This is a genomic window from Streptomyces sp. NPDC004667 (assembly GCF_040609475.1).
Taxonomy (GTDB): domain Bacteria; phylum Actinomycetota; class Actinomycetes; order Streptomycetales; family Streptomycetaceae; genus Streptomyces.
Genome location: NZ_JBEXKC010000065.1, coordinates 15,885 through 37,687 on the forward strand (window position 1 = coordinate 15,885; position 21,803 = coordinate 37,687).

Genomic DNA, 21,803 nt, shown 5'->3' on the forward strand with positions numbered 1-21,803 from the left:
GACTGGCTGGATGCGGGCAGGGCAGGCCGCGGCGCGGACCCCGCGAGGGGTCCGGCACCCGGAAGGGCTACTGCCCGGAGGCCTGGTCGGTCCGCTGGCCGAGCAGCACGGCGTCGCGGCCGTCCTCCTCCTGGAGCTGGACCTTGACGGTCTCCCGCAGCGACGTGGGGAGGTTCTTGCCGACGTAGTCGGCGCGGATCGGGAGTTCCCGGTGGCCCCGGTCGACGAGGACCGCGAGCTGTACGGCGCGGGGCCGGCCGATGTCGCCGAGGGCGTCGAGGGCGGCGCGGATGGTGCGGCCGGAGAAGAGCACGTCGTCGACGAGGATCACGAGACGGCCGTCGACGCCGTCGCCGGGGATCTCCGTGCGGCCGATCGCCCGGGCGGGCTTCAGGCGCAGGTCGTCGCGGTACATGGTGATGTCGAGGGAGCCCACCGGGATCTTCGAGCCGGTGATCTCTTCGAGCTTGGCCGCCAGCCGGTCGGCGAGGAACACGCCGCGGGTGGGAATGCCGAGGAGCACCACGTCGTCGGCGCCCTTGGCGCGTTCGACGATCTCGTGGGCGATGCGGGTCAGGACCCGGGCGATGTCCTGCGCCTCCAGCACGGGGCGCATGGGTTCGCCGGCGTTCCGACTGCCGTCTTCAGAAATCTGAGAAGTCTGGCTGTCCATGAAAAGGACCTCCTTCTCCGCCTCACGGGACGGACCTTAAAGGACGTCTTGCGTACGCCGTCCACGGTACCAGGACCCCGCGCCCGGCTCGGCACGCGGGGTCCCGCGGAGCCCTCGTAAGTGGGCGTCGAAGACCATTCGGCTTGACGCATCCACGTAACGCTGCGTAACCTCACAGTGAGTTACCAGCCGCGCGACGGCCCCGCATGTCATCCATGCAGCCGTCGTCCATGTCGTCACAGCGTCACAGCGTCCGGGAGCGTTATGTCCAGCGAATACGCCAAACAGCTCGGGGCCAAGCTCCGCGCCATCCGCACCCAGCAGGGCCTTTCCCTCCACGGTGTCGAGGAGAAGTCCCAGGGCCGGTGGAAGGCCGTGGTGGTCGGCTCCTACGAGCGCGGGGACCGCGCCGTGACCGTCCAGCGCCTCGCCGAGCTGGCGGACTTCTACGGGGTTCCGGTGCAGGAACTGCTGCCGGGTACGACCCCCGGCGGAGCGGCCGAGCCGCCGCCGAAGCTGCGCCTCGACCTGGAGCGCCTGGCGGGCGTCCCCGCCGAGAAGGCCGGCCCGCTCCAGCGCTACGCCGCGACCATCCAGAGCCAGCGCGGCGACTACAACGGCAAGGTGCTGTCGATCCGCCAGGACGACCTGCGCACCCTGGCCGTCATCTACGACCAGTCCCCCTCGGTCCTGACCGAGCAGCTGATCAGCTGGGGCGTCCTCGACGCCGACGCGCGGCGCGCGGTGGCCCACGAGGACATCTAGCCCTGAAGCCCGGATATCGGGCCCAGGCCAGCAGAAACGTTTACCGGCGGGTGCCGGGACCTCTCCGGGTCCCGGCACCCGCCGGTTTTCGTTCCCGCCCATACGGAAGGGCCCGCAACGCGTACGTTGCGGGCCCTTCCGTATGGCGCGTGCCTGGTGTCAGCTCTCGCTGCGACGCAGGTTCGGCTTCAGGTCCTTGAACCGGCCGAGGAGGCCGTTCACGAACGACGGCGAGTCGTCCGTCGAGAACTCCTTGGCCAGCTGGACGGCCTCGTCGATCGCCACGGCGTCCGGGGTCTCGTCGACCCAGATCAGCTCGTAGGCACCCAGCCGCAGGATGTTGCGGTCGGCGACCGGCATGCGGTCGAGCTCCCAGTCCACGGCGTAGGTGACGATCAGGTCGTCGATGCGCTTCACCTTGTCGGCGTAGCCCTCGACGAGGTCCATCGTGAAGGCGTTGACCGGCGGCTGCCGGTCGTCCGACCTCGCGTGGCGGATCCAGTCCGCGAGGACCTCGCGCACGGGGACCCCGCGCTGGTCGGCCTCGAAGAGGATCTGGAAGGCGCGCTTGCGCGCGTTGCTCCGGGCGGCCACGGTTAGCTGTTCACCCGGCCGAGGTAGTCGCTGGTGCGGGTGTCGACCTTGATCTTCTCGCCGGTGGTGACGAAGAGCGGGACCTGGATCTCGTGGCCCGTCTCCAGACGCGCCGGCTTGGTGCCGCCGGTGGAGCGGTCGCCCTGGACGCCCGGGTCGGTGTGCTCGATGACCAGCTCGACGGCGGCCGGGAGCTCGACGTAGAGCACCTCGCCCTCGTGCTGGGCCACGGAGGCGGTGAAGCCCTCGATGAGGAAGTTGGCGGCGTCGCCGACAGCCTTGCGGTCGACCATCAGCTGGTCGTAGGTGCTCATGTCCATGAAGACGAAGTACTCGCCGTCCATGTACGAGAACTGCATGTCACGGCGGTCGATGGTGGCCGTCTCGACCTTCACACCGGCGTTGAAGGTCTTGTCGACGACCTTGCCCGAGAGCACGTTCTTGAGCTTGGTACGCACGAAGGCCGGGCCCTTGCCGGGCTTGACGTGCTGGAACTCGACGACGGACCAGAGCTGGCCCCCGTCGAGCTTCAGCACCATGCCGTTCTTGAGGTCGTTCGTGGAAGCCACGGTTGCGGAATCTCCTGCACTGGAAGACCTTGGGTGCGCGCACGGCCCGGCCACGCGGGCTAGAGCGCGAGCAGCTCCTTGGTCGTAATGGTGAGTAGCTCTGGACCGCCGTCCGCCTCGGGGCGTACGACGAGCGTGTCATCGATCCGGACACCTCCCCGGCCCGGGAGGTGAACCCCCGGTTCGACGGTGACCGGCACGCAAGCGTCCAGTTTACCCATTGCCGTAGGTGCAAGCTGCGGGTCCTCGTCGATTTCGAGGCCCACACCGTGTCCCATCGACGCCGCGAGGGCTTCGCCGTGCCCCGCGGAGTCCAGTACGGACCGTGCCGCGTGGTCGACGTGGCGGTACGCAGCGCCCGGGACGAGCGATTCCCGGCCGGCCCGCTGGGCGGCGAAGACGAGGTCGTACAGCTCGATCTGCCAGTCGGCGGGAGTGGTGCCGATCACGAAGGTCCGGCCGATCTCGCACCGGTAGCCCCGGTAGTTCGCGCCCAGGCAGACGGTGAGGAAGTCGCCCTCCTCCACCCGCCGGTCGGAGGGCCGGTGCCGCGAGCGGCCCGAGTGCGGGCCGGTGCCGACGGAGGTCGGGAAGGCCGGACCGTCGGCGCCGTGGTCCACGAGCCGGCGTTCCAGCTCCAGGGCGAGGTGGCGTTCGGTACGGCCGACGAGGATCGACTCCAGCAGCTCTCCGAGGGCCTGGTCGGCGATCTCGGCGGCGATCCGCAGGCAGGCGATCTCCTCCTCGTCCTTGACGAGGCGCTGCTGTTCCACGGCGGCTCCCAGGTCGGCCAGGCGCAGCCGGGGCGCGACCGAGCGCAGGGCCCGGTGGCGGCCGACGGTGAGGTGGTGTTCCTCGACGGCGAGGGACTCGGCCCGTGCGGCGGCGGCCAGGTCCGCCGCGGCCACGGCCGGGTCCGCGCCGGGATTGGGCAGGACGGCGAGGCGCAGCCCCTCGTCGAGCCGCCCCTCGTCCGCCTCGCCGGTGGGTGCGGCGGCGCAGAACAGCACGTCTTCGGCGGGCCCGACCAGCAGGACGGCGCCCAGCGGGGACGCCCCGGACAGGTAGCGGACGTTCGCCGGACGCGTGATCAGTGCGGCGGAGTTGCCCGCGGCGGCACAGCGGTCGCGGAGCAGGGCCCTGCGGGCCGCGTACACGTCTGACATGTATTCGAGCGTACGAGCGCCCCGCGCATCCGGCCCGGCGAGCGCGTCCGGACGGGGCCTACCAGCCCTGGGGGCTCGCCGAGGCCCGCGCCAGGGCCTCGTCCAGGGCCCGGGCCGTGCCTTCCACGTCCAGGTGGGAGTTGTCGATGATCGGCAGCCCGGAGCCGTACCAGCCGGCCATCCGGCCGTGGATCCGGGCCACTTCCTCGTCGGACAGGCGCCGGTTCCCGGAGCGGGCGGCATTGCGGTCCAGGACGATCTCCAGACCGGGCAGCAGCACGACCGGCAGCAGTCCGGGCCCCACGTGCCGCTTCCAGCCCCCCAGCCCCACCACGGGCCGGTCGGGGAAGACGGCGTCGTCGAGGATGCAGGAGATGCCGTTGGCCAGGAAGTTGCGGGCGGCGAAGCCGCAGGTGCGGCGGGCGAGGCGGTACTGGGCCTCGGAGTGTTCGTTCCAGCCGGCCTGCGGGTCCGCGAAGCCCGAGCAGACCCACTCGCGGACGTCGTCCAGGCTGATGTGCGCGGTCGGTACCGGGCGGGTCGCCGCCCAGTGCCGGGCCACGGTGGTCTTGCCCGCCCCCGCCGGGCCGATGAGCAGCACGGCGAGGGTGGCGCCGCCGGTGCCGGGCGCGGGGGGCACGGGCGGGGCCGCCACGGCGGGAGGCAGCGGAATGTGCCCCGTGGCCTCGGGCACCGGGGCCACGGGGCCCGTGGGGACCACCGGCCAGCCCGGCGCGGGGGGTATCGGCGGCGGCGGGGGCGCCGCCGGGTGCTGACCCTGCGGCGGACCCCAGTCCCCCACTCCGTGCTGCATCCGCGCCACTCCGTCTCGTTCAGGCGACTGATGCGAGAACGTTATCTCAGGCCGTGACCTCTTCCGCCAGCGCGCGCAGCGCCAGCCGGTAGGAGCCCAGGCCGAAGCCCGCCACGGTACCGGTCGCCACGGCCGCGATGACGGACGTGTGCCGGAACTCCTCGCGGGCGTACGGGTTGGAGATGTGCACCTCGATCAGCGGCGCGGTGCGCTGCGCCGCAGCGTCCCGCATGGCGTACGAGTAGTGCGTGAAGGCGCCCGGGTTGATCACGACCGGGATCCTGCCGTCGGCGGCCTCGTGCAGCCAGCGCACGAGCTCGCCCTCGTCGTTGGTCTCGCGGACCTCCACGTCGAATCCGAGCTCCGCGCCCAGGGTGCGGCAGCTCTCGACGAGACCGGCGTACGAGGTGGCCCCGTAGACGTCCGGCTCGCGGGAGCCGAGGCGGCCCAGGTTCGGGCCGTTGAGCACGAGCACCCTGCGGCTCACGCCGACACCTCGCCGTACGCGGCGATCAGGTGCGCCGGGTCGGGGCCCTCCAGGACGGTGGGCTTGCCCAGGCCGTCCAGGACGATGAAGCGCAGCAGGTTGCCGCGGGACTTCTTGTCGACCTGCATGGTCTGGAGCAGCTTGGGCCACTGGTCCCCGCGGTAGGTCAGCGGCAGGCCGACCGCGGCGAGGATCTCCCGGTGCCGGTCGGCCGTCGCGTCGTCGAGGCGGCCCGCGAGGCGGCCGAGCTCGGCGGCGAAGACCATGCCGACGGACACGGCGGCGCCGTGGCGCCACTTGTAGCGCTCGTTCTTCTCGATGGCGTGCGCGAGGGTGTGGCCGTAGTTGAGGATCTCGCGGAGTCCGGACTCCTTGAGGTCGCTGGAGACCACGTCGGCCTTGACCTGGATCGAGCGGCAGATCAGCTCGGCCGTGTGCGGGCCGTCCGGGGTGCGGGCGGCCGCCGGGTCCGCCTCGATCAGGTCGAGGATCACCGGGTCGGAGATGAACCCGGCCTTGATGATCTCGGCGAGGCCGCTGACGTAGTCGTTGACCGGCAGCGAGTCCAGCGCGGCCAGGTCGCACAGGACTCCGGCCGGCGGGTGGAAGGAGCCCACCAGGTTCTTGCCCTCGGCGGTGTTGATGCCGGTCTTGCCGCCGACCGCCGCGTCCACCATCGCGAGGACGGTGGTCGGTACGGCGATCCAGCGCACGCCGCGCAGCCAGGTGGCGGCGACGAAGCCCGCGAGGTCGGTGGTGGCCCCGCCGCCCACGCCGACGATCACGTCGGTGCGGGTGAAGCCGGACTGGCCGAGCGCCTTCCAGCAGTACGCCGCCACCTCGACGGTCTTGGCCTCCTCGGCGTTGGGCACCTGGATGGCGACGGCCTCGTAGCCCTGCGCCGCCAGGTCGTCCCGCAGCGCCTCACCGGTCGAGGCGAGCGCCTCGGGGTGGATCACCGCGACCCGCTGGGCCTTCGTACCGATCAGGCCGCCCAGCTCGCCGAGCAGCTGCCGGCCGACCAGCACGTCGTACGCGTCGTGTCCGGCGCTGGCGCCGACGTTGATCCGCGTCACCTGGTCTGTCATACGTCCTTCAACTCCAGAGCGTCGAGGACCGCCTGGGCGACCTCTTCGGGGGTGCGGTCGTCGGTGGCCACCACGACGCGCGCGACTTCGGTGTACAGGTGGCGCCGGGCCTCCATCAGCTCGCGCCACTGGCGGCGCGGGTTGACGGCGAGCAGCGGGCGCGCGGCGCCGAGGCCGACGCGGCGCACGGCCTCTTCGACGTCCATCGACAGGTAGGCGACGGGCAGCCCCGCGAGCAGGGCGCGGGTGCCCTCGTCGAGGACGGCGCCGCCGCCGAGGGCGAGGACCCCGGTGTGCCCGGCGACGGCGTCCGCGACGGCCCGCCGCTCCAGCTCGCGGAAGTACGGCTCGCCCTCGTCGACGAACAGGTCGGAGATCTCCCGGCCCGTGGCGGCGACGATGTCGGCGTCGGTGTCCCGGTAGGGGACGCCGAGCCGTTCGGCCAGCAGACCCCCCACCGTGGACTTGCCGGACCCCATGGGTCCGACGAGGACGACCAGTGGTCCGGTGGCCGTCACCGGATCTGCAGGTTGTCGAGGTAGGACTGCACGTTGCGGCGGGTCTCGGGGACGGAGTCGCCGCCGAACTTCTCGACGAGGGCATCGGCCAGGACCAGCGCCACCATCGCCTCGGCGACGATGCCCGCGGCGGGCACCGCGCACACGTCGGAGCGCTGGTGGTGCGCCACGGTCGCCTCGCCGGTGGCGACGTCGACGGTCGCCAGGGCGCGCGGGACGGTGGCGATGGGCTTCATGGCGGCGCGGACGCGCAGCAGCTCGCCGGTGGTCAGACCGCCCTCGGTGCCGCCGGAGCGGCCGGAGGTCCGCTTGAGTCCCTCGGGGGTGGAGACGATCTCGTCGTGGGCCTGGGAGCCGGGCACCCGGGCCAGCTCGAAGCCGTCGCCGACCTCGACGCCCTTGATGGCCTGGATGCCCATGAGCGCGGCCGCGAGGCGGGCGTCGAGCCGGCGGTCCCAGTGGACGTGGGAGCCGAGGCCGACGGGGACCCCGTACGCGAGGACCTCGACGACGCCGCCGAGGGTGTCGCCGTCCTTGTGGGCCTGGTCGATCTCCGCGACCATCGCCTTCGACGCGTCGGCGTCGAGGCAGCGCACGGGGTCGGCGTCGAGCTTCTCGACGTCGGCGGGGGTCGGGTAGACGCCGCGGGGGGCCTTGGCCGCGGCCAGCTCCACCACGTGGGAGACGATCTCGATGCCGGCGGCCTCCTTGATGAAGGACCGGGCGACGGCGCCGAGGGCGACACGGGCGGCCGTCTCACGGGCGCTGGCGCGCTCCAGGATCGGACGGGCCTCGGAGAAGCCGTACTTCTGCATGCCCGCGAGGTCGGCGTGGCCGGGGCGGGGACGGGTCAGCGCCGCGTTGCGGCCGGTCTCCTTGAGCAGGGAGGGGTCGACCGGGTCGGCCGACATGACGGTCTCCCACTTGGGCCACTCGGTGTTGCCGATCATGACCGCGACCGGCGAGCCCTGCGACAGTCCGTGGCGGACGCCGCCGAGGAAGGTGATCTCGTCCTGCTCGAACTTCATCCGGGCACCGCGGCCATAGCCGAGCCGGCGCCGGGCCAGGTGGTCCGCCACCAGCTCGGTGGTGACCGGGACGCCGGCGGGAAGGCCCTCCAGCGTCGCGACCAGTGCCGGTCCGTGCGACTCTCCCGCGGTCAGCCAACGCAACCTGCTCAACGATGCTCCTCATGCTCGCGCCTGGCACTGCGACGGCGCGGTCGGGTGCGCGGCCCTGACCCGCCGTACCCCCGATCCTCCCACGTCCGGGCGGGTGCGCCGGTCCCGGTCCAACTGTCGGACGACGGGTACGCACCGCACTCTGGCCCGTGGAGCTATCGGATCCCTACGCGCCGGCGCCGCAGCAGCCACGTGGCGCCCTGCCAGAGCGCCGCGGCGGCCACCAGTGCGCAGACGGTCCACTTCGCCCAGTCGGGCAGGGCGTCGCCGAGCAGGGCCGCGACGAAACGGACCGCCCCGCCCGCGAACTCCCACCTCCCGGCCAGCAACTGGTCCGGTTCCCCTGTCCCCACGAAGCCCCCCACGGTTCGAACGCGCAGGCGGGAAGCCTATCGGGCGCGGAGTGCCGCCTCGCCGGCCGCGCGCATGGCGGCCAGCGGCGCTCCGGGAAGGCCGGTCATCTGCTCGACCTGGAGGACCGCCTGGTGGACCAGGAGGTCCAGGCCGCCCAGGAGGGTGCCCTCACGGCCGGTCCAGGCGGCGGCCAGCGCCGTCGGCCAGGGGTCGTAGAGCACGTCGAAGAGGGTCCCCGGGGCGTTCGGCACGGCGTCCGCGAGGGCGTCGGTGGCTCCGGCCGGGGTGGTGGCGATGACCAGCGGGGCGGTCAGGGCCTCGGCCGCCCGCGACCAGTCGGCCGTACGGACGGTGACGCCGAGCCGCTCGCCCCACTCGCGCATCTCGGCGGCGCGGGCGGAGGAGCGGACGTACGCGGTGACCTCGCCGGTGCAGATCCGCGAGAGGGCGGCCAGCGCCGAGGAGGCGGTGGCCCCCGCCCCGAGGATCGCGGCGGCGGGCACCTTCTCGACACCGCGCTCGTTCAGGGCGGCGACGATCCCGGGGATGTCGGTGTTGTCGCCGAGCCTGCGGCCGTCCTCGGTGAGGACCACCGTGTTGACCGCCTCCACGGAGGCTGCGGTGTCGCTGATGCCGTCCAGCAGCGGGATGACGGCCCGCTTGAGCGGCATGGTCAGCGACAGCCCCGCCCACTCGGGGCCGAGGCCGGCCACGAACCCGGGGAGCGCGGCCTCGTCGATCTCGAACCGGTCGTAGGACCAGTCGTCGAGGCCGAGCTCCCGGTAGGCGGCGCGGTGCAGCACCGGTGAGAGGGAGTGCTCGATGGGCGAACCCAGCACCGCGGCCCGTATCCGTGACATGTCCTGCTACCCGCCGTTCTTCTGCTGCTTCTGCCGTTCCTGGAACTCGTTGACGAGCTTGAGGTGCTCGTCGTAGGTCTTGGTGAAGGTCGTCGTGTGACCGTCGACCGACACGAAGAACATCCAGCCACCGTGGTCCGGGCTGAGCGTAGCGGTCAGCGCCTCCAGACCCGGGTTCCCGATCGGGCCGGGGGGCAGTCCCTTGACGAAGTGGGTGTTGTACGGGTTGTCGAAGGCCTGGGCTTCCTTCAGGTTGAAGTTGATCTCGCTCTGGTTCTTGACGTAGTTGTACGTCGAGTCGAACTGGAGCTTCTGGTTCGTGACGTCGTTGGTCTTCTTGAGGCGGTTGTAGACCACCTCGGCCATCTTCCGGAAGTCGTCGTGGTTCTTGCCCTCGGCGTTGACGAGGCTGGCGACCGTGACCACCTGGAGCGGGTTCTCCAGGCCCAGTTCCTTGGCCTTGCCCTCGATGCCCAGCTCGGTGTACTTGGCCGTCGCGTTCTTGACCATTTCCTTGAGCAGGGACTCGGGGGTGCTGTCCTTGCCGAGGTCGTAGCGCGTCGGGTAGAGGAAGCCCTCCAGCGGGTCGATCAGCTTCGGGTCGGTGCCGGCCCAGGCCGGCAGGCCGAGGTTCTTGGCCTCGCGCTGGGCGATGTCCTTGGTGGTACCGGCCGGCTTGCCCAGCTTCTTGTCGATCGCGTCGTACACCTTGGTGTTGCGCATGCCCTCGGTGACGGTGATGACGTTGAGCTTGGTGGGGTCGATCATCACGGCGACGGCGGCCGCGGCCGACATCTTCTTCTTCAGCGTGTAGACGCCGGGCTGGATCGACTTCCCCTTGGGGTTGGCGTTGGCGGCGTCCACGAAGGCCTGGGCGCTCGCGACGACCCCGGCCTCCTTGAGGATGCGGCCCATCTGGCCCAGACCTGCCAGCTTGGGGATCTCGATGTCCACGGACTCCTCCGAGCCGGAGCCCGCGAAGTCCTCGGCCGCGCCGAAGCGGTCCTTGATGTACGAGTAGCCGTAGTAGCCGCCACCGCCGACGACGGCGACGATGACGAGGGCCGCGACCAGGCAGGCCGCGCCGCTGCGCTTGGGTTTGCCGCCCTTGCCCTTGCCGCCCTTGCCCCGGCCGGAGCGCCGGCCTCCGCGGCCCGGGGGCTCCTCGTCGGCGTCGGCGGCGAGGAGGGACTCCTCCTCCTCCGTCTCCGGCTCGTCGACCGGGTCCGGGTCCGGGCGCCGCCGGCCCGGAGGCTGGGGCGGCGGGAAGGCCTCGGGGGTGGTGTACAGGTCGGGGGCCTCGCCGGGGTAGCCCGGGGCGACCTGCTGGGCGTACGGCTCCGCGCCCGCGTACGGGTCCACCGGCGCGGCCGCGGTCTGGTACTGGAGCTGCTGCTCCTGGAGCTGCTGCCCCTGCCCGGTGTCCCAGCCCTGGCCGTCGTAGACCGGCTGGGGCTGGGGCTGCGGGTGGAGCTGCTGGTGCTGCGGGTGGAACTGCTGCTGGAGCTGCGGGTCCTGCGGCACGTACTGCTGCTGCGGGTACTGCTGCCCCTGGAACTGCGGCTCCTGGAACTGCTGGGGGTACTGCTGGTACTGCGGCTCCTGGAACTGCGGGTCCTGGAACTGCTGCTCCTGGAACTGCTGCTCCTGCGGATACTGCTGCCGGCCGTCTGCGTAGGGCACCTGACCCTGCTGGGTCGCCTGTCCGGTCCAACCCTGCTCACCGTAGAGCGGGTCCTCCGGGTGCCAGGGTTCGGGGGCGCGGCCCCGGCCATACTCAGTCATCGGTCCCCTAGAGCCGCGAGACGGAGGCAGCGGCTTCTTTGCCGCGGCACCCGGTTCCGCCTCTGAAGTGGTGGGCGACGGCTGTTCGAATGCCGCCACATCGCGCGGAACGTTACCGTATCGCGATCAGACAACCACTTCGACGCACTCGCCGGGCGGATTACCTGATACCCGTTCGGTCTCAAGAGCGTTCTGCAGGATGACCACAGCGGCTGCCTGGTCGATCACCGAACGGCCTTTCTTCGCGTTCCTCCCGGAGGCCCGCAGGCCCTGGGCGGCGGTGACCGTGGTCATCCGCTCGTCCACCAGACGGACCGTCACCGGCTTGATGCCCTTCGCAAGTTCGTTCGCAAAGGCACGCACCTTGGCCGCGGCGGGCCCCTCCCGCCCGCTGAGCGAGCGGGGGAGGCCGACCACGACTTCGAGGGGCTCGTACTCCTCGACGAGCTGCCGCAGCCGCCGGTGGGCGAACGGGATGTCCCGGCCCGGGACGGTTTCCACCGGTGTGGCCAACACCCCATCGGGGTCGCACGAGGCGACCCCGATCCGGGCGTCTCCGACGTCGATGGCCAGCCTGCGGCCGCGGCGCAGCGTCATCGTCAGACCGTCTCGACGACGAGGCGCTCGACGGCGCTGATGGCCTCGGGGATGGCGGCCGGGTTCTGGCCGCCGCCCTGGGCCACGTCCGGCTTGCCGCCACCGCCGCCGCCGAGGGTCTTGGCGGCGGTGCGGACCAGGTCACCGGCCTTGAGACCGCGCTCGCGGGCGGCCTCGTTGGTGGCGATGACGGTCAGCGGACGGTCGTTCGCCGTGGTGAAGAGGGCCACGACGGCCGGGCGGTCGCCCTGGATGCGGCCACGGACGTCGAGGACCAGCTTGCGCAGGTCGTCGGCGCCGACGCCGTCGGCCACCTGGCCGACCACGAGGGCCACGCCGCGGATGTCCTGGGCGCCCGCGGCCAGACCGGCGGCGGCCTGGAGGACCTTCTCCGCGCGGAACTTCTCGATCTCCTTCTCGGCGTCCTTCAGCTTGCCGAGCATGGAGGCGATCTTCTCCGGCAGCTCCTCCGGACGGCCCTTGACCAGCTCCTGGAGCTGGGCGACGACCGTGTGCTCCTTGGCGAGGAAGTTGTACGCGTCCACGCCCACCAGGGCCTCGACGCGGCGCACGCCGGAACCGATGGAGGACTCGCCGAGCAGCTTCACCAGACCCAGCTGGGCGGTGTTGCCGACGTGCGTGCCGCCGCACAGCTCCTTGGAGAAGTCGCCGATGGTCACGACGCGCACGCGCTCGCCGTACTTCTCGCCGAACTCGGCGATGGCGCCCTGCTTCTTCGCCTCGTCGATGCTCATGATCTCGGCGGTGACGTCGAGCTCGCGGGAGAGCACGTCGTTGATCTTCTGCTCGACGTCGGTGAGGACCGAGCCCGGGACGGCGTTCGGGGAGCCGAAGTCGAAGCGGAAGCGGCCGGGGCTGTTCTCGGATCCGGCCTGGGCGGCCGTCGGGCCCAGCGCGTCGCGCAGCGCCTGGTGGGTCAGGTGCGTGGCCGAGTGGGCGCGGGCGATGGCCCGGCGGCGGTTCACGTCGATGGCGGCGTACGCGGAGGCGCCCACCGTCACCTCGCCGACCTGGACGGAGCCCTTGTGCACGGAGACGCCCGGGACCGGCTGCTGGACGTCGCGGACGACGATGACGGCGCCGGAGTCGAGCTTGATGCGGCCCTGGTCGGCGAGCTGGCCGCCGCCCTCGGCGTAGAAGGGGGTGCGGTCGAGGACGACCTCGACCTCGTCGCCCTCGGAGGCGGCGGGCGCGGAGACGCCGTTGACCAGGAGGCCGACGACGGTGGACTCGCCCTGGGTGGTGGCGTAGCCGGTGAACTCGGTGGCGCCGGAGCCGTCGGCGATCTCCCGGTAGGCGGACATGTCCGCGTGGCCGGTCTTCTTGGCCTTGGCGTCGGCCTTGGCCCGGTCGCGCTGCTCCTGCATCAGGCGGCGGAAGCCGGGCTCGTCCACGGAGAGGCCCTGTTCGGCGGCCATCTCCAGGGTGAGGTCGATCGGGAAGCCCCAGGTGTCGTGGAGCAGGAACGCCTTGTCGCCGGAGAGGACCGTGCCACCGGAGGCCTTGGTCTCGCTCACGGCGGTGTCGAGGATGTTCGTGCCGCCCTTGACGGCCTTGAGGAAGGCGGCCTCTTCGGCGAGCGCGACGGTCTCGATGCGCTTGCGGTCGGTGACCAGCTCCGGGTACTGCTGCCCCATCGTGTCGATCACCACGTCGACGAGGTCCTGGACGACCGGTCCGGTGGCGCCCATGAGGCGCATGTTGCGGATGGCGCGGCGCATGATGCGGCGCAGCACGTAGCCGCGGCCCTCGTTGCCGGGGGTGACGCCGTCGCCGATGAGCATGACGGAGGTGCGGATGTGGTCGGCGACCACGCGCATCGAGACGTCGGTGCCCTGGGCGGCGCCGTACTGCACGCCGGTCAGCTCGGTGGCCTTGTCCATGACCACGCGCAGGGTGTCGGTCTCGTACATGTTCTGCACGCCCTGCAGGATCATCGCGAGGCGTTCGAGGCCGAGACCGGTGTCGATGTTCTTCGAGGGCAGGTCGCCGAGGATCGGGAAGTCTTCCTTCCCGTCGCCCGCGCCGCGCTCGTACTGCATGAAGACCAGGTTCCAGATCTCCACGTAGCGCTCGTCGTTGACGGCCGGGCCGCCCTCGACGCCGAAGTCGGGGCCGCGGTCGTAGTTGATCTCGGAGCACGGGCCGCAGGGGCCGGGGACGCCCATGGACCAGAAGTTGTCCTTCTTGCCCAGGCGCTGGATGCGCTCGGCGGGGACACCGATGACCTCGCGCCAGATCGTCTCGGCCTCGTCGTCGTCGAGGTAGACGGTGATCCAGAGCTTCTCCGGCTCCAGGCCGTAGCCGCCGTCCGCCACGGAGCCGGTGAGCAGCTCCCAGGCGTACTTGATGGCGCCTTCCTTGAAGTAGTCCCCGAAGGAGAAGTTGCCGCACATCTGGAAGAACGTGCCGTGGCGGGTGGTCTTGCCGACCTCTTCGATGTCCGGGGTGCGGACGCACTTCTGCACGCTGGTGGCGCGGGGGGCCGGGGGCTTGGTCTCGCCGAGGAAGTACGGCTTGAAGGGGACCATGCCGGCGTTGACCAGCAGCAGAGTCGGGTCGTCCGCGATGAGCGACGCCGAAGGGACAACGGTGTGACCGCGCTCCTCGAAGAAGCTCAGCCAGCGGCGGCGGATTTCAGCCGACTCCATCAGTGGTCCTCATTCCGGTTGTACGAGAATTTCGATCGGTGGGTGGTCTGGTCGTGCGGGTCGTGCGCGATGGCCCTCAGCCGCCGCTGCCCCGGGAGGGCGGTGACGTTGTCGGGGCGATCGGGGTCCTGGGTCAGGCCCAGTACGTCGTTCAGCTCGTCCTCGCGCTGCGTCATTCCCGCCTTGACGTCGAGGGCGAAGTCCTTGAGGCGGTGACCCGCCTCCACGGCCTTGTCGGCGGCCTGGGCGGCGAGGCTCTCCGGCGTCAGCTTCTTCAGCTGCCGGTTGACCTTGGTGGTGGCCCACACGCCGGCGGCGGCGCCTGCGGTGAACCAGAAGGCTCGGCGGAACATCGGTGGTCTCAGCCCTTCTGCTTCCGGCGCCGGGCCGACGGCACCGTGCGGCCGACGATCACGGTGCGGCCGGCGTCGTCGTTCCGGGTACGGCCGCTGCCGTCGCTCCGGGTGCGCCGGGATGTCTTCTGCGGCACGTCCTCCGTCCTGCCCAGGGCCTTGCGGACGCCGTAGCCGAAGGCCGCGACCTTGACCAGCGGCCCTCCGAAGGTGGAGGCCACGGTGGAGGACAGGGCGGAGGCGTTGGAGGTGACCTCCTGGACGTCGCTCGCGATGGCGTCGACGCGGTCGAGCTGGGTCCGCGCGGAGCGGACGGTGGTCGAGGCGTCCGCCAGCAGCGGAACGGCCTGCTCGGTCACGTCCGCGACCAGTTTGGTCGTCGCCCTGAGCACCTGGGCGAGCCTCACCAGCACCACGGCGAGGAAGGAGACCAGGATGGCCCAGAAGACGGCCACGAGGATCCCGGCCACCTCTCCACCGGACACGTTGCACCGCTCCCTGAATCTGCGAAACCTACGGAGAAAAGTCGTCCTCCGACCCTATCGCGCCGGAGATCGGCCGCAGTACCGCAATTCCCGGCCCACCGCCCCCGCCTTGTACGCAGCGCAGCCGGAGCAGTACCCTCCGTGTCCCATGCGGCAGAGACCCCCTGGGCACGGGACCCCCGGCAATCTTCCCTCGGAGCTGAGCACCTTCGTCGGGCGGGGTGAGGAACTCGCCGGGCTGGAGCGCCTGCTGGAGTCCTCCCGGCTGGTGACGGTGACCGGGGTCGGCGGGGTGGGGAAGTCCCGGCTGGCCCTCGCGGCGGCCCGGACCGCGGCCGAGGGGGCGGGGGAACGCTGCTCCGACGGGGTGTGGCTGGCCGAGCTGTCCTCGGTGCGCGACCCCGCGTTGCTGGAGTTCACCCTGGCCGAGGCGCTCGGACTGACCGACCACACCACCCGGCCGGCCCGGTCCGTACTGGCCGGGCACCTGGCCGGACGCAGGCTGCTGCTGGTCCTGGACGGCTTCGAGCACCTGGTGGAGGAGACGGCCGGGCTGGTACGGGAGCTGCTGCGCGGCTCCCCCGGCCTGCGGGTGCTCGCGGCGGGCCGGCGCCCGCTCGGCGTGGACGGCGAGGCGGCCTTCCCGCTGGCCCCTCTGGAGCCCCCGCAGGCGCTGGCCCTGCTGACCGCGCGGGCGACGGCCGCGGACCCGGGGTTCACCGTGACGGCGGCGGACGGGCCGGCGCTGACGGAGCTGTGCGCCCGGCTCGACGGGATCCCGCTGGCCCTGGAGCTGGCGGCCGGCCGGCTGCGGGCGCTCTCCCCGGAGCAGGTGCTGGCCCGGCTGGAGGACCGCTTCGCGCTGCTGACCGGCGGGACGCGCGGGGCGCTGCCCCGGCACCGGGCGCTGCGGACGGCGATCGGCTGGAGCCACGAGCTGTGCACCCCGGCGGAGCGGCTGCTGTGGGCCCGGCTGTCGGTGTTCGCCGGGCGGTTCGACCTGGACGCCGTCGAGTACGTGTGCGGGGGCCCCGACCTGCCGGTGGACGACGTGCTGGACCTTATCGGGGAGCTCCTGGCCCAGTCCCTGCTCGCCCGGGAGGAGACGCCGGCCGGGGTGCGCTACCGGATGCTGGAGACCGTACGTCTGTACGGGGCGGGCTGGCTGGAGTCGCTCGGGGACGCCGGGCGGCTGCGCCGGCGGCACCGGGACTGGTACCTGGGGCTGGCCACCTGGTGCGAGCTGGACTGGTTCGGTCCGCGCCAGCAGGAGGTGGCCGCGCTGGTGGAGGCCGAGCTGGCGAACCTGCGGCTGGCGCTGGAGTGCTGCCTGGACGAGCCGCGGGAGCGGCACCTGGGCCGGTACCTGGCGGGCACCCTGTGGTTCTACTGGGCGGGCTGCGGGCGGCTCACCGAGGGCCGGCACTGGCTGGACCGCTGCCTGGAGGGCGGCCCGGCGGACGAGGAGTACGAGGGCTCGCGGCTCAAGGCGCTGTGGGTACTGGGCTACGTCGCCGCGCTCCAGGGGGACGCCGCGCCCTCCATGGGCGCGCTGCACGCGTGCCGGGACGGCGCCGAGCGGTCCGGCAACCGGGTGGCGGCGGCCTACGCGGTGCACCGGATGGGCTGCCTGGCCCTGGTCTCGGACGACATGGCCCGTGCGAGGGAACTGCTGGGCGAGGCCCTGGAGCGGTACCGGGAGACGGGCGAGCTGAACAGCAACGTGCTGATGTGCCAGGTGGAGCTGGCGATGACGCTGGCCTTCCAGGGGGACCTGGCGGGGGCGGTCGCGCTGTGCGAGGAGGTCCGGGACATCTGCGGGGAGCGCGGGGAGCGCTGGACGAAGACGTACGCCCTCTACGTGCTCGCGTACGCGGCCCTGGACGCGGGTGACACGGCCGGGGCGCGGCGGCTGCTGACCGAGTGCGTGAGCGTCAACCACACGTTCCGCGACCTGGTCGGCCTGGTGCTGGCGGTGGAGCTGCTGGCCCTGGTCACGGCGGTCGAGGGCCACGCGGCCGAGGCGGCGTTGCTCCAGGGCGCGGCGGAGCCGATGTGGGACGGGGTCGGCCTGCGGCTGTTCGGCTCGGCGTACTTCAACGCCCCGCGGCTGATGTGCCGGGAGCGGGCGGGCGAGCTGCTGGGTGCGGAGCGGTACGCGGCGTGCGCGCGGCACGGCCGGAGCCTGTCCCTGGACGAGCTCGTCGAGCGGGCGCTGCGGGCTCCGGAGCCGCTGCCGGAGGCGCAGGCGGCCGCGCCACGACCGCCGGGGCCCCGCGGCGGGGAGCTCCCGGGCGCGGTCGGCACGGCCGGTGCGGCGGAGCACCGCGCGCCGGGCCGTCCGGGCGGCCTCCCGGACAACAGGAAGCCCGCCGGCTCCCCCAACGGGGAACCGGCGGGCTGACCAGCCTGTGAGGCTACGGCCGCTGGATCAGCGGGCGTAGTACTCGACGACGAGCTGCTCGTCGCAGATGACCGGGATTTCCTTGCGGTTCGGGTCACGGTCCAGGCGGAAGGCCAGGGCCTTCAGGTTGACCTGCAGGTAGCGCGGGGTCTCGCCCTCGCCTGCGTAGCCACCCTCACGGGCAACCTGGAACGGAACCTTCTCGCGGCTGCGCTCGCGCACGGTGATGACGTCGTCCGGACGGACACGGAACGACGGCTTGTCGACCTTGGCGCCGTTGACCTCGATGTGGCCGTGAACGACCATCTGGCGGGACTGGTAGATGGTGCGGGCGATGCCCGAACGCAGCACCAGGGCGTCGAGACGACGCTCGAGCTCGACGACCAGCGCCTCGCCCGTCTTGCCTTCGGCCTTCTTGGCGCGGTCGTACGCGCGGGCCATCTGGCGCTCGGAGATGTCGTACTGCGCGCGCAGACGCTGCTTCTCCAGCAGACGGACCTTGTAGTCCGAGTTCTGCTTGCGGCCACGGCCGTGCTCGCCCGGCGGGTAGGGGCGGGCCTCGAAGTACTTGACGGCCTTCGGCGTCAGCGCAATGCCGAGGGCGCGAGACTTCTTGACCTTGGGTCGCTTCTGGTTCACGGGGAACCTACCTCCATGTAAGTTAGGTGAGGCTTACCTTATCGAGGAGGACGTAATGTCTCGACCACATGGGATCCCCCTGCCCAGTGCGCAGCGCAGTTCGGATTCAGACGAAACAGAATCCGCTTGCGCCGACGATAAGCAAGGTCAGCCGCGTCCCAGGGAAGGCGTTCGGCAGCTCACCGGAGCCGAACGCGTACGAACCCTCGTAGAGTCCAACGCCTCAGTATCCCTCACCCTGCCGGGTGCTCGTGACACGCACGAGCACGACGAGCTCGGGAAAGGGGCGCCGGTCGCACGGACCGTCACCCCGGACGGGGACGTGATCCTCCTCGTTTCCGGGGAATCCGCGGCTGCCAGGGCCGCCGCTCACGCCCAGGACGACGACCTCACCGCCGTGATCGAGATCACGGATGTGGCGCCGGTGTCCGTCCCCCATCGTATACGCGGCCGTGCCTGGCTGGCCGGGTGGCTGACGCCGGTCCGCGGGGACGACCGGGCGGCCTGCGCCGCGCTGCTCGCGGAGCGGCAGCCGGTGGGCGAGCTGCTGGGGATGTCCGACTTCCCGGACCCGCCCGGGGAGGCCCGCTCCACCCGCCCCGCCTGGATGATGCTCCGCCTGGAGGTCGGCGAGATCTCGGTGGACGACCTCTGGGGCGCCGAGCGCGTGGACCCGGAGGACCTCGCCGGCGCCGAGCCCGACCCGATGACCGCCCACGAGGCGGAGCTGCTCCAGCACCTGCACGCCGCGCACGCCGACCGGGTGGCCGACCTCTGCGGGCTGCTGGGCCCCCGGGCGACGGCGGGCCTGAAGGCCGTCCCGCTGGCCCTGGACCGCCTCGGCCTGCGGGTGCGCTTCACGGACGTGGGCGACGGGGCCGCCCGCTCCTCCTTCGACGCCCGCTTCGACTTCCCGGAGCCGGTGGCGGACGTCTGCGGCCTGCGCCGGGCGGTGCACCACCTCTTCGCGGCCGCCGCTCACTGAGGGCAGGCCGCGAGCAGCTCCTGGAGGGCCCGCTTCTCCGGCGGGGTGACCGAGAGCCCGTACTTGGCCTTGATGCCGGTGTAGCGGCGGCCGTACTCGCACCAGTAGGCCTGCCGCGGCGGTCTCCACTTGTCGGCCGTCGCACTGCCCTTGTCCTGGTTGGTCTGCTTGTCCACGGCGAGCAGGACGTCGAGGTCGTTGGCGTACTCCAGCCTGCGCTGCGGCGTCCACGCGTACGCGCCGCCCCGCCAGGCGGCGCCGAGCGCCACGACGTGGTCCGTCTGGATCTGCGAGGCGCGCCGGTAGGAGTAGGGCAGCTCCTTGCCGGTGTACGGATCGTGCAGCACCCCGGACACCACCACACAGGGGTTGCGGTCGCCCACGCGCAGCTCGCTCAGGTCCCGGCGCAGCACGTCGTCCCGGGTGTCGCAGCCGTTGCGCCCGCCGACGCCGTCGGTCGCGTCCGACCAGTACCGGCCGAACTCCTCCCGCCGGTACGTCTGCCAGTTCCTGCCCCACTCGACCCTGAGCCCGGCCAGCAGCGCCCTGGCGCCGGCCGCATCGGGAGGGAAGCCGGGGCCCGCGAGCGGCAGCCGCCCCACCGGGGCGGCGGCACTGGCCCGGGCCGGGCCGGGGTCCCCGTGATGGCACCCGCCGGCCAGCAGGGCCGCGGCGACGGCGGCGATGAGCGGAGCCAGGCGTCCCATGACCGGAGCCTAGGCCGCCGTGCTCCGGCGCCGGAGCCGACACGGCCCGGCCGCGCGGTCAGGATCCGCCGCGCAGCCGCTCCCGCACCTTCTCCACCACGTCCGCGTAGCGCGCTTCCGCCCCGTACCGGGTCGGTTCGTAGTACCGCTTGCCGTGGATCTCGTCCGGCGCGTACTGCTGCGCGGCGATCGCGCCCGGCACGTCGTGGGGGTAGACGTAGCCCACCGCGTGCCCCAGTTTCGCCGCGCCCTTGTAGTGCCCGTCCCGCAGGTGGGCCGGCACGGTACCGGCGAGGCCGGCCCGTACGTCGGCCAGCGCGGCGCCGATCGCGGTCGTCGCGGTGTTCGACTTCGGGGCCAGGGCCAGGGCGATGGTGGCGTGGGAGAGGGTCAGCGCGGCCTCGGGGAAGCCGATCATGGCCACCGCCTGGGCGGCGGCCACCGCGAGCGGCAGGGCCGTGGGGTCCGCGAGGCCGATGTCCTCGCTCGCCGAGATCATCAGGCGCCGTGCGATGAACCGGGGGTCCTCCCCCGCCTCGATCATCCGGGCCAGGTAGTGCAGCGCGGCGTCCACGTCCGAGCCCCGGATCGACTTGATCAGCGCGCTCGCCACGTCGTAGTGCTGGTCGCCGTCCCGGTCGTACTTGAGGGCCGCCCGGTCGACGGTCTCCTCCAGCGTCCGGAGGGTGATCTCCTCCTCGCCCTTGGCGATGGCCGATCCGGCCCCGGCCTCCAGCGCGGTCAGCGCCCGGCGGGCGTCTCCCCCGGCGATCCGCAGCAGGTGCGCCTCGGCGTCGGCCGGCAGGGTGACCGCACCGCCCAGGCCCCGCTCCTCCGTGAGCGCGCGCCGCAGCAGGGCCGTGAGGTCCTCGTCCGTCAGCGGTTCCAGCGTGAGCAGCAGGGAGCGCGACAGCAGCGGGGAGATGATCGAGAAGTACGGGTTCTCGGTGGTCGCCGCGATCAGGGTGACCCAGCGGTTCTCCACGGCCGGGAGCAGCGAGTCCTGCTGCGCCTTGCTGAAGCGGTGGATCTCGTCGAGGAAGAGGACCGTCTCCTTGCCGTACCCGCCGGCGGCCCGCTTGGCGCCCTCGATGACGGCCCGGACCTCCTTGACGCCCGCCGTGATCGCCGAGAGCTCGACGAACCGCTTCTGCGTCGCCTGGCTGACCACGTAGGCGAGGGTGGTCTTGCCGATGCCGGGGGGTCCCCACAGGATCACCGACGAGGCTCCGGCCGGTCCCCCGGCGCCCTCCCCCACCAGCCTCCGCAGCGGCGAGCCCGGCTTCAGCAGGTGCTGCTGGCCGACCACCTCGTCCAGGTTGCGCGGGCGCATCCGGACGGCGAGCGGCGAGGCCGAGGGGTCCTTCTCCTGGCGGTCCTCGGCGGCTGCGGTGAAGAGGTCTGGTTCCACACGGGAAGCCTATGCGAGGCCACCGACAGGGCGGCCCGGCGGCTCAGGAGGTCCAGAAGTCCCACCAGCGGGTCAGGATCAGCATCCCGATGATCCCGACGTGCAGGACCGGCAGCACCCAGGTGAACTCGTCGAAGAAGCTCCGCAGCCAGGCGGGTGCGGGCAGCAGGCCCTCGCGCACGTTGTGCGAGGTCACGTACCAGAACATGACGATGGTGGCGACCCAGGCCAGGCAGCACCACAGGCACAGGGAGTTGATGTTGTACAGCGACTGGTACATCAGCCAGGCGCAGAACCCGACGCCGAAGAGGGTGCCGGCGTTCAGGGTGAGCCAGTACCAGCCGCGGAACCGGGCCCCGGCCAGGATGCTCATGCCGACGCAGATCACGATCCCGTAGGCGACCAGCCCCAGCATGGGGTTCGGGAAGCCGAAGGCCGACGCCTGGTCGCTCTTCATGATGTTGCCGCAGGAAACGATGGGGTTCAGGCTGCAGCCCGGGGTGAAGTTCGGGTCCTCCAGCAGCTTGAACTTGTCGATGGTGATCACCCACGCCGCGAGCAGCCCCGCGGCCCCGGTGATCACCAGCAGCAGGGCGAGCGCCCGGCTCCCGCCGTAGGTCCGCGGAGCGGTGTCCGCACCGGCCGCCGTAGTCGTCGTCATACCCGCCCGCTCCACATCCGCAAGGTCAACAAGCA

23 protein-coding genes are annotated in these 21,803 nt (G+C 72.0%); 3 read left to right on the forward strand and 20 right to left on the reverse strand.

The genetic code is table 11. From position 1 onward, the window contains the following. Positions 1-67 precede the first annotated feature (67 nt). Complete coding sequence (gene pyrR, locus ABZW32_RS28880) at positions 68-673, reverse strand: bifunctional pyr operon transcriptional regulator/uracil phosphoribosyltransferase PyrR (RefSeq protein ID WP_356221240.1); 606 nt, start codon at positions 671-673, stop codon at positions 68-70. Positions 674-937: 264 nt separating this feature from the next. Between pyrR and bldD the strand changes: the two genes are divergently transcribed. Then, entirely contained in the window at positions 938-1,438 is a 501-nt protein-coding gene (gene bldD, locus ABZW32_RS28885) for a transcriptional regulator BldD (RefSeq protein WP_007263032.1), read from the forward strand. A gap of 159 nt (positions 1,439-1,597) precedes the next feature. Here the strand turns inward: bldD and nusB are convergent, their stop codons facing one another. The 15 genes from nusB to ABZW32_RS28960 form a co-directional block, all read right to left on the reverse strand. Next, positions 1,598-2,032, reverse strand: coding sequence for a transcription antitermination factor NusB (gene nusB, locus ABZW32_RS28890; protein ID WP_356221243.1), 435 nt, complete (start codon positions 2,030-2,032; stop codon positions 1,598-1,600). A gap of 2 nt (positions 2,033-2,034) precedes the next feature. Next, entirely contained in the window at positions 2,035-2,601 is a 567-nt protein-coding gene (gene efp, locus ABZW32_RS28895) for an elongation factor P (RefSeq protein ID WP_356221246.1), read from the reverse strand. A 59-nt stretch (positions 2,602-2,660) separates the two neighbouring features. Continuing rightward, positions 2,661-3,767, reverse strand: coding sequence for an aminopeptidase P family protein (locus ABZW32_RS28900; protein ID WP_356221248.1), 1,107 nt, complete (start codon positions 3,765-3,767; stop codon positions 2,661-2,663). Between the two features lie 58 nt (positions 3,768-3,825). Next, complete coding sequence (locus ABZW32_RS28905; protein ID WP_356221251.1) at positions 3,826-4,581, reverse strand: AAA family ATPase; 756 nt, start codon at positions 4,579-4,581, stop codon at positions 3,826-3,828. Between the two features lie 46 nt (positions 4,582-4,627). Then, positions 4,628-5,068 (reverse strand): type II 3-dehydroquinate dehydratase, encoded by a 441-nt coding sequence (gene aroQ / locus ABZW32_RS28910; protein WP_125594202.1) that lies wholly within the window; start codon positions 5,066-5,068, stop codon positions 4,628-4,630. Beyond that, positions 5,065-6,156: a 3-dehydroquinate synthase gene (aroB, locus tag ABZW32_RS28915; RefSeq protein ID WP_266837917.1), complete on the reverse strand. Its 1,092-nt coding sequence runs from the start codon at positions 6,154-6,156 to the stop codon at positions 5,065-5,067. The genes aroQ and aroB overlap by 4 nt, the downstream gene beginning before the upstream one ends. Continuing rightward, the gene (locus tag ABZW32_RS28920) at positions 6,153-6,635 is read right to left on the reverse strand and encodes a shikimate kinase (RefSeq protein ID WP_280915051.1); all 483 of its coding nucleotides are present in this window, start codon (positions 6,633-6,635) and stop codon (positions 6,153-6,155) included. The genes aroB and ABZW32_RS28920 overlap by 4 nt, the downstream gene beginning before the upstream one ends. 35 nt (positions 6,636-6,670) lie before the next feature. After that, entirely contained in the window at positions 6,671-7,855 is a 1,185-nt protein-coding gene (aroC, locus tag ABZW32_RS28925) for a chorismate synthase (RefSeq protein ID WP_356221254.1), read from the reverse strand. Between the two features lie 155 nt (positions 7,856-8,010). Then, a complete protein-coding gene (locus ABZW32_RS28930; RefSeq protein ID WP_356221256.1) occupies positions 8,011-8,208 on the reverse strand; it encodes a hypothetical protein in 198 nt (65 codons plus the stop codon). Positions 8,209-8,244: 36 nt separating this feature from the next. Further along, complete coding sequence (locus tag ABZW32_RS28935; protein ID WP_356221259.1) at positions 8,245-9,069, reverse strand: shikimate dehydrogenase; 825 nt, start codon at positions 9,067-9,069, stop codon at positions 8,245-8,247. A 6-nt stretch (positions 9,070-9,075) separates the two neighbouring features. Further along, the gene (mltG, locus tag ABZW32_RS28940; RefSeq protein ID WP_356221262.1) at positions 9,076-10,854 is read right to left on the reverse strand and encodes an endolytic transglycosylase MltG; all 1,779 of its coding nucleotides are present in this window, start codon (positions 10,852-10,854) and stop codon (positions 9,076-9,078) included. A 126-nt stretch (positions 10,855-10,980) separates the two neighbouring features. Then, positions 10,981-11,451, reverse strand: coding sequence for a Holliday junction resolvase RuvX (gene ruvX, locus ABZW32_RS28945; protein WP_030028999.1), 471 nt, complete (start codon positions 11,449-11,451; stop codon positions 10,981-10,983). Between the two features lie 2 nt (positions 11,452-11,453). Beyond that, positions 11,454-14,123, reverse strand: coding sequence for an alanine--tRNA ligase (gene alaS / locus ABZW32_RS28950; RefSeq protein ID WP_356221265.1), 2,670 nt, complete (start codon positions 14,121-14,123; stop codon positions 11,454-11,456). After that, the gene (locus ABZW32_RS28955) at positions 14,123-14,476 is read right to left on the reverse strand and encodes a DUF6167 family protein (protein ID WP_356221267.1); all 354 of its coding nucleotides are present in this window, start codon (positions 14,474-14,476) and stop codon (positions 14,123-14,125) included. The genes alaS and ABZW32_RS28955 overlap by 1 nt, the downstream gene beginning before the upstream one ends. An 8-nt stretch (positions 14,477-14,484) precedes the next feature. Continuing rightward, on the reverse strand, positions 14,485-14,961 hold the full coding sequence (locus ABZW32_RS28960; protein WP_356221269.1) for a DUF948 domain-containing protein: 477 nt from the start codon (positions 14,959-14,961) through the stop codon (positions 14,485-14,487). A gap of 148 nt (positions 14,962-15,109) precedes the next feature. Here ABZW32_RS28960 and ABZW32_RS28965 point away from each other — a divergent pair, with 148 nt between their 5' ends. Then, positions 15,110-17,365 carry an AAA family ATPase gene (locus ABZW32_RS28965; protein ID WP_356221271.1) on the forward strand — a complete coding sequence of 752 codons (2,256 nt, stop codon included), beginning with the start codon at positions 15,110-15,112 and terminating at the stop codon, positions 17,363-17,365. 27 nt (positions 17,366-17,392) lie between these two features. Here the strand turns inward: ABZW32_RS28965 and rpsD are convergent, their stop codons facing one another. Further along, the gene (gene rpsD, locus ABZW32_RS28970) at positions 17,393-18,004 is read right to left on the reverse strand and encodes a 30S ribosomal protein S4 (RefSeq protein ID WP_266837932.1); all 612 of its coding nucleotides are present in this window, start codon (positions 18,002-18,004) and stop codon (positions 17,393-17,395) included. A gap of 55 nt (positions 18,005-18,059) precedes the next feature. Here rpsD and ABZW32_RS28975 point away from each other — a divergent pair, with 55 nt between their 5' ends. Then, positions 18,060-18,989, forward strand: a complete 930-nt coding sequence (locus ABZW32_RS28975) for a DUF2470 domain-containing protein (protein ID WP_356221274.1) — start codon at positions 18,060-18,062, stop codon at positions 18,987-18,989. Here ABZW32_RS28975 and ABZW32_RS28980 read toward each other — a convergent pair. The 3 genes from ABZW32_RS28980 to ABZW32_RS28990 are packed head-to-tail and all read right to left on the reverse strand — an operon-like array spanning position 18,983 to position 21,768. Next, complete coding sequence (locus ABZW32_RS28980; RefSeq protein ID WP_356221277.1) at positions 18,983-19,696, reverse strand: HNH endonuclease family protein; 714 nt, start codon at positions 19,694-19,696, stop codon at positions 18,983-18,985. The two genes, ABZW32_RS28975 and ABZW32_RS28980, sit on opposite strands and share 7 nt — an antisense overlap. 58 nt (positions 19,697-19,754) lie before the next feature. Next, positions 19,755-21,107, reverse strand: coding sequence for a replication-associated recombination protein A (locus tag ABZW32_RS28985; protein ID WP_356221280.1), 1,353 nt, complete (start codon positions 21,105-21,107; stop codon positions 19,755-19,757). Positions 21,108-21,150: 43 nt separating this feature from the next. Next, on the reverse strand, positions 21,151-21,768 hold the full coding sequence (locus tag ABZW32_RS28990; protein ID WP_356221283.1) for a vitamin K epoxide reductase family protein: 618 nt from the start codon (positions 21,766-21,768) through the stop codon (positions 21,151-21,153). Positions 21,769-21,803: the final 35 nt, after the last annotated feature.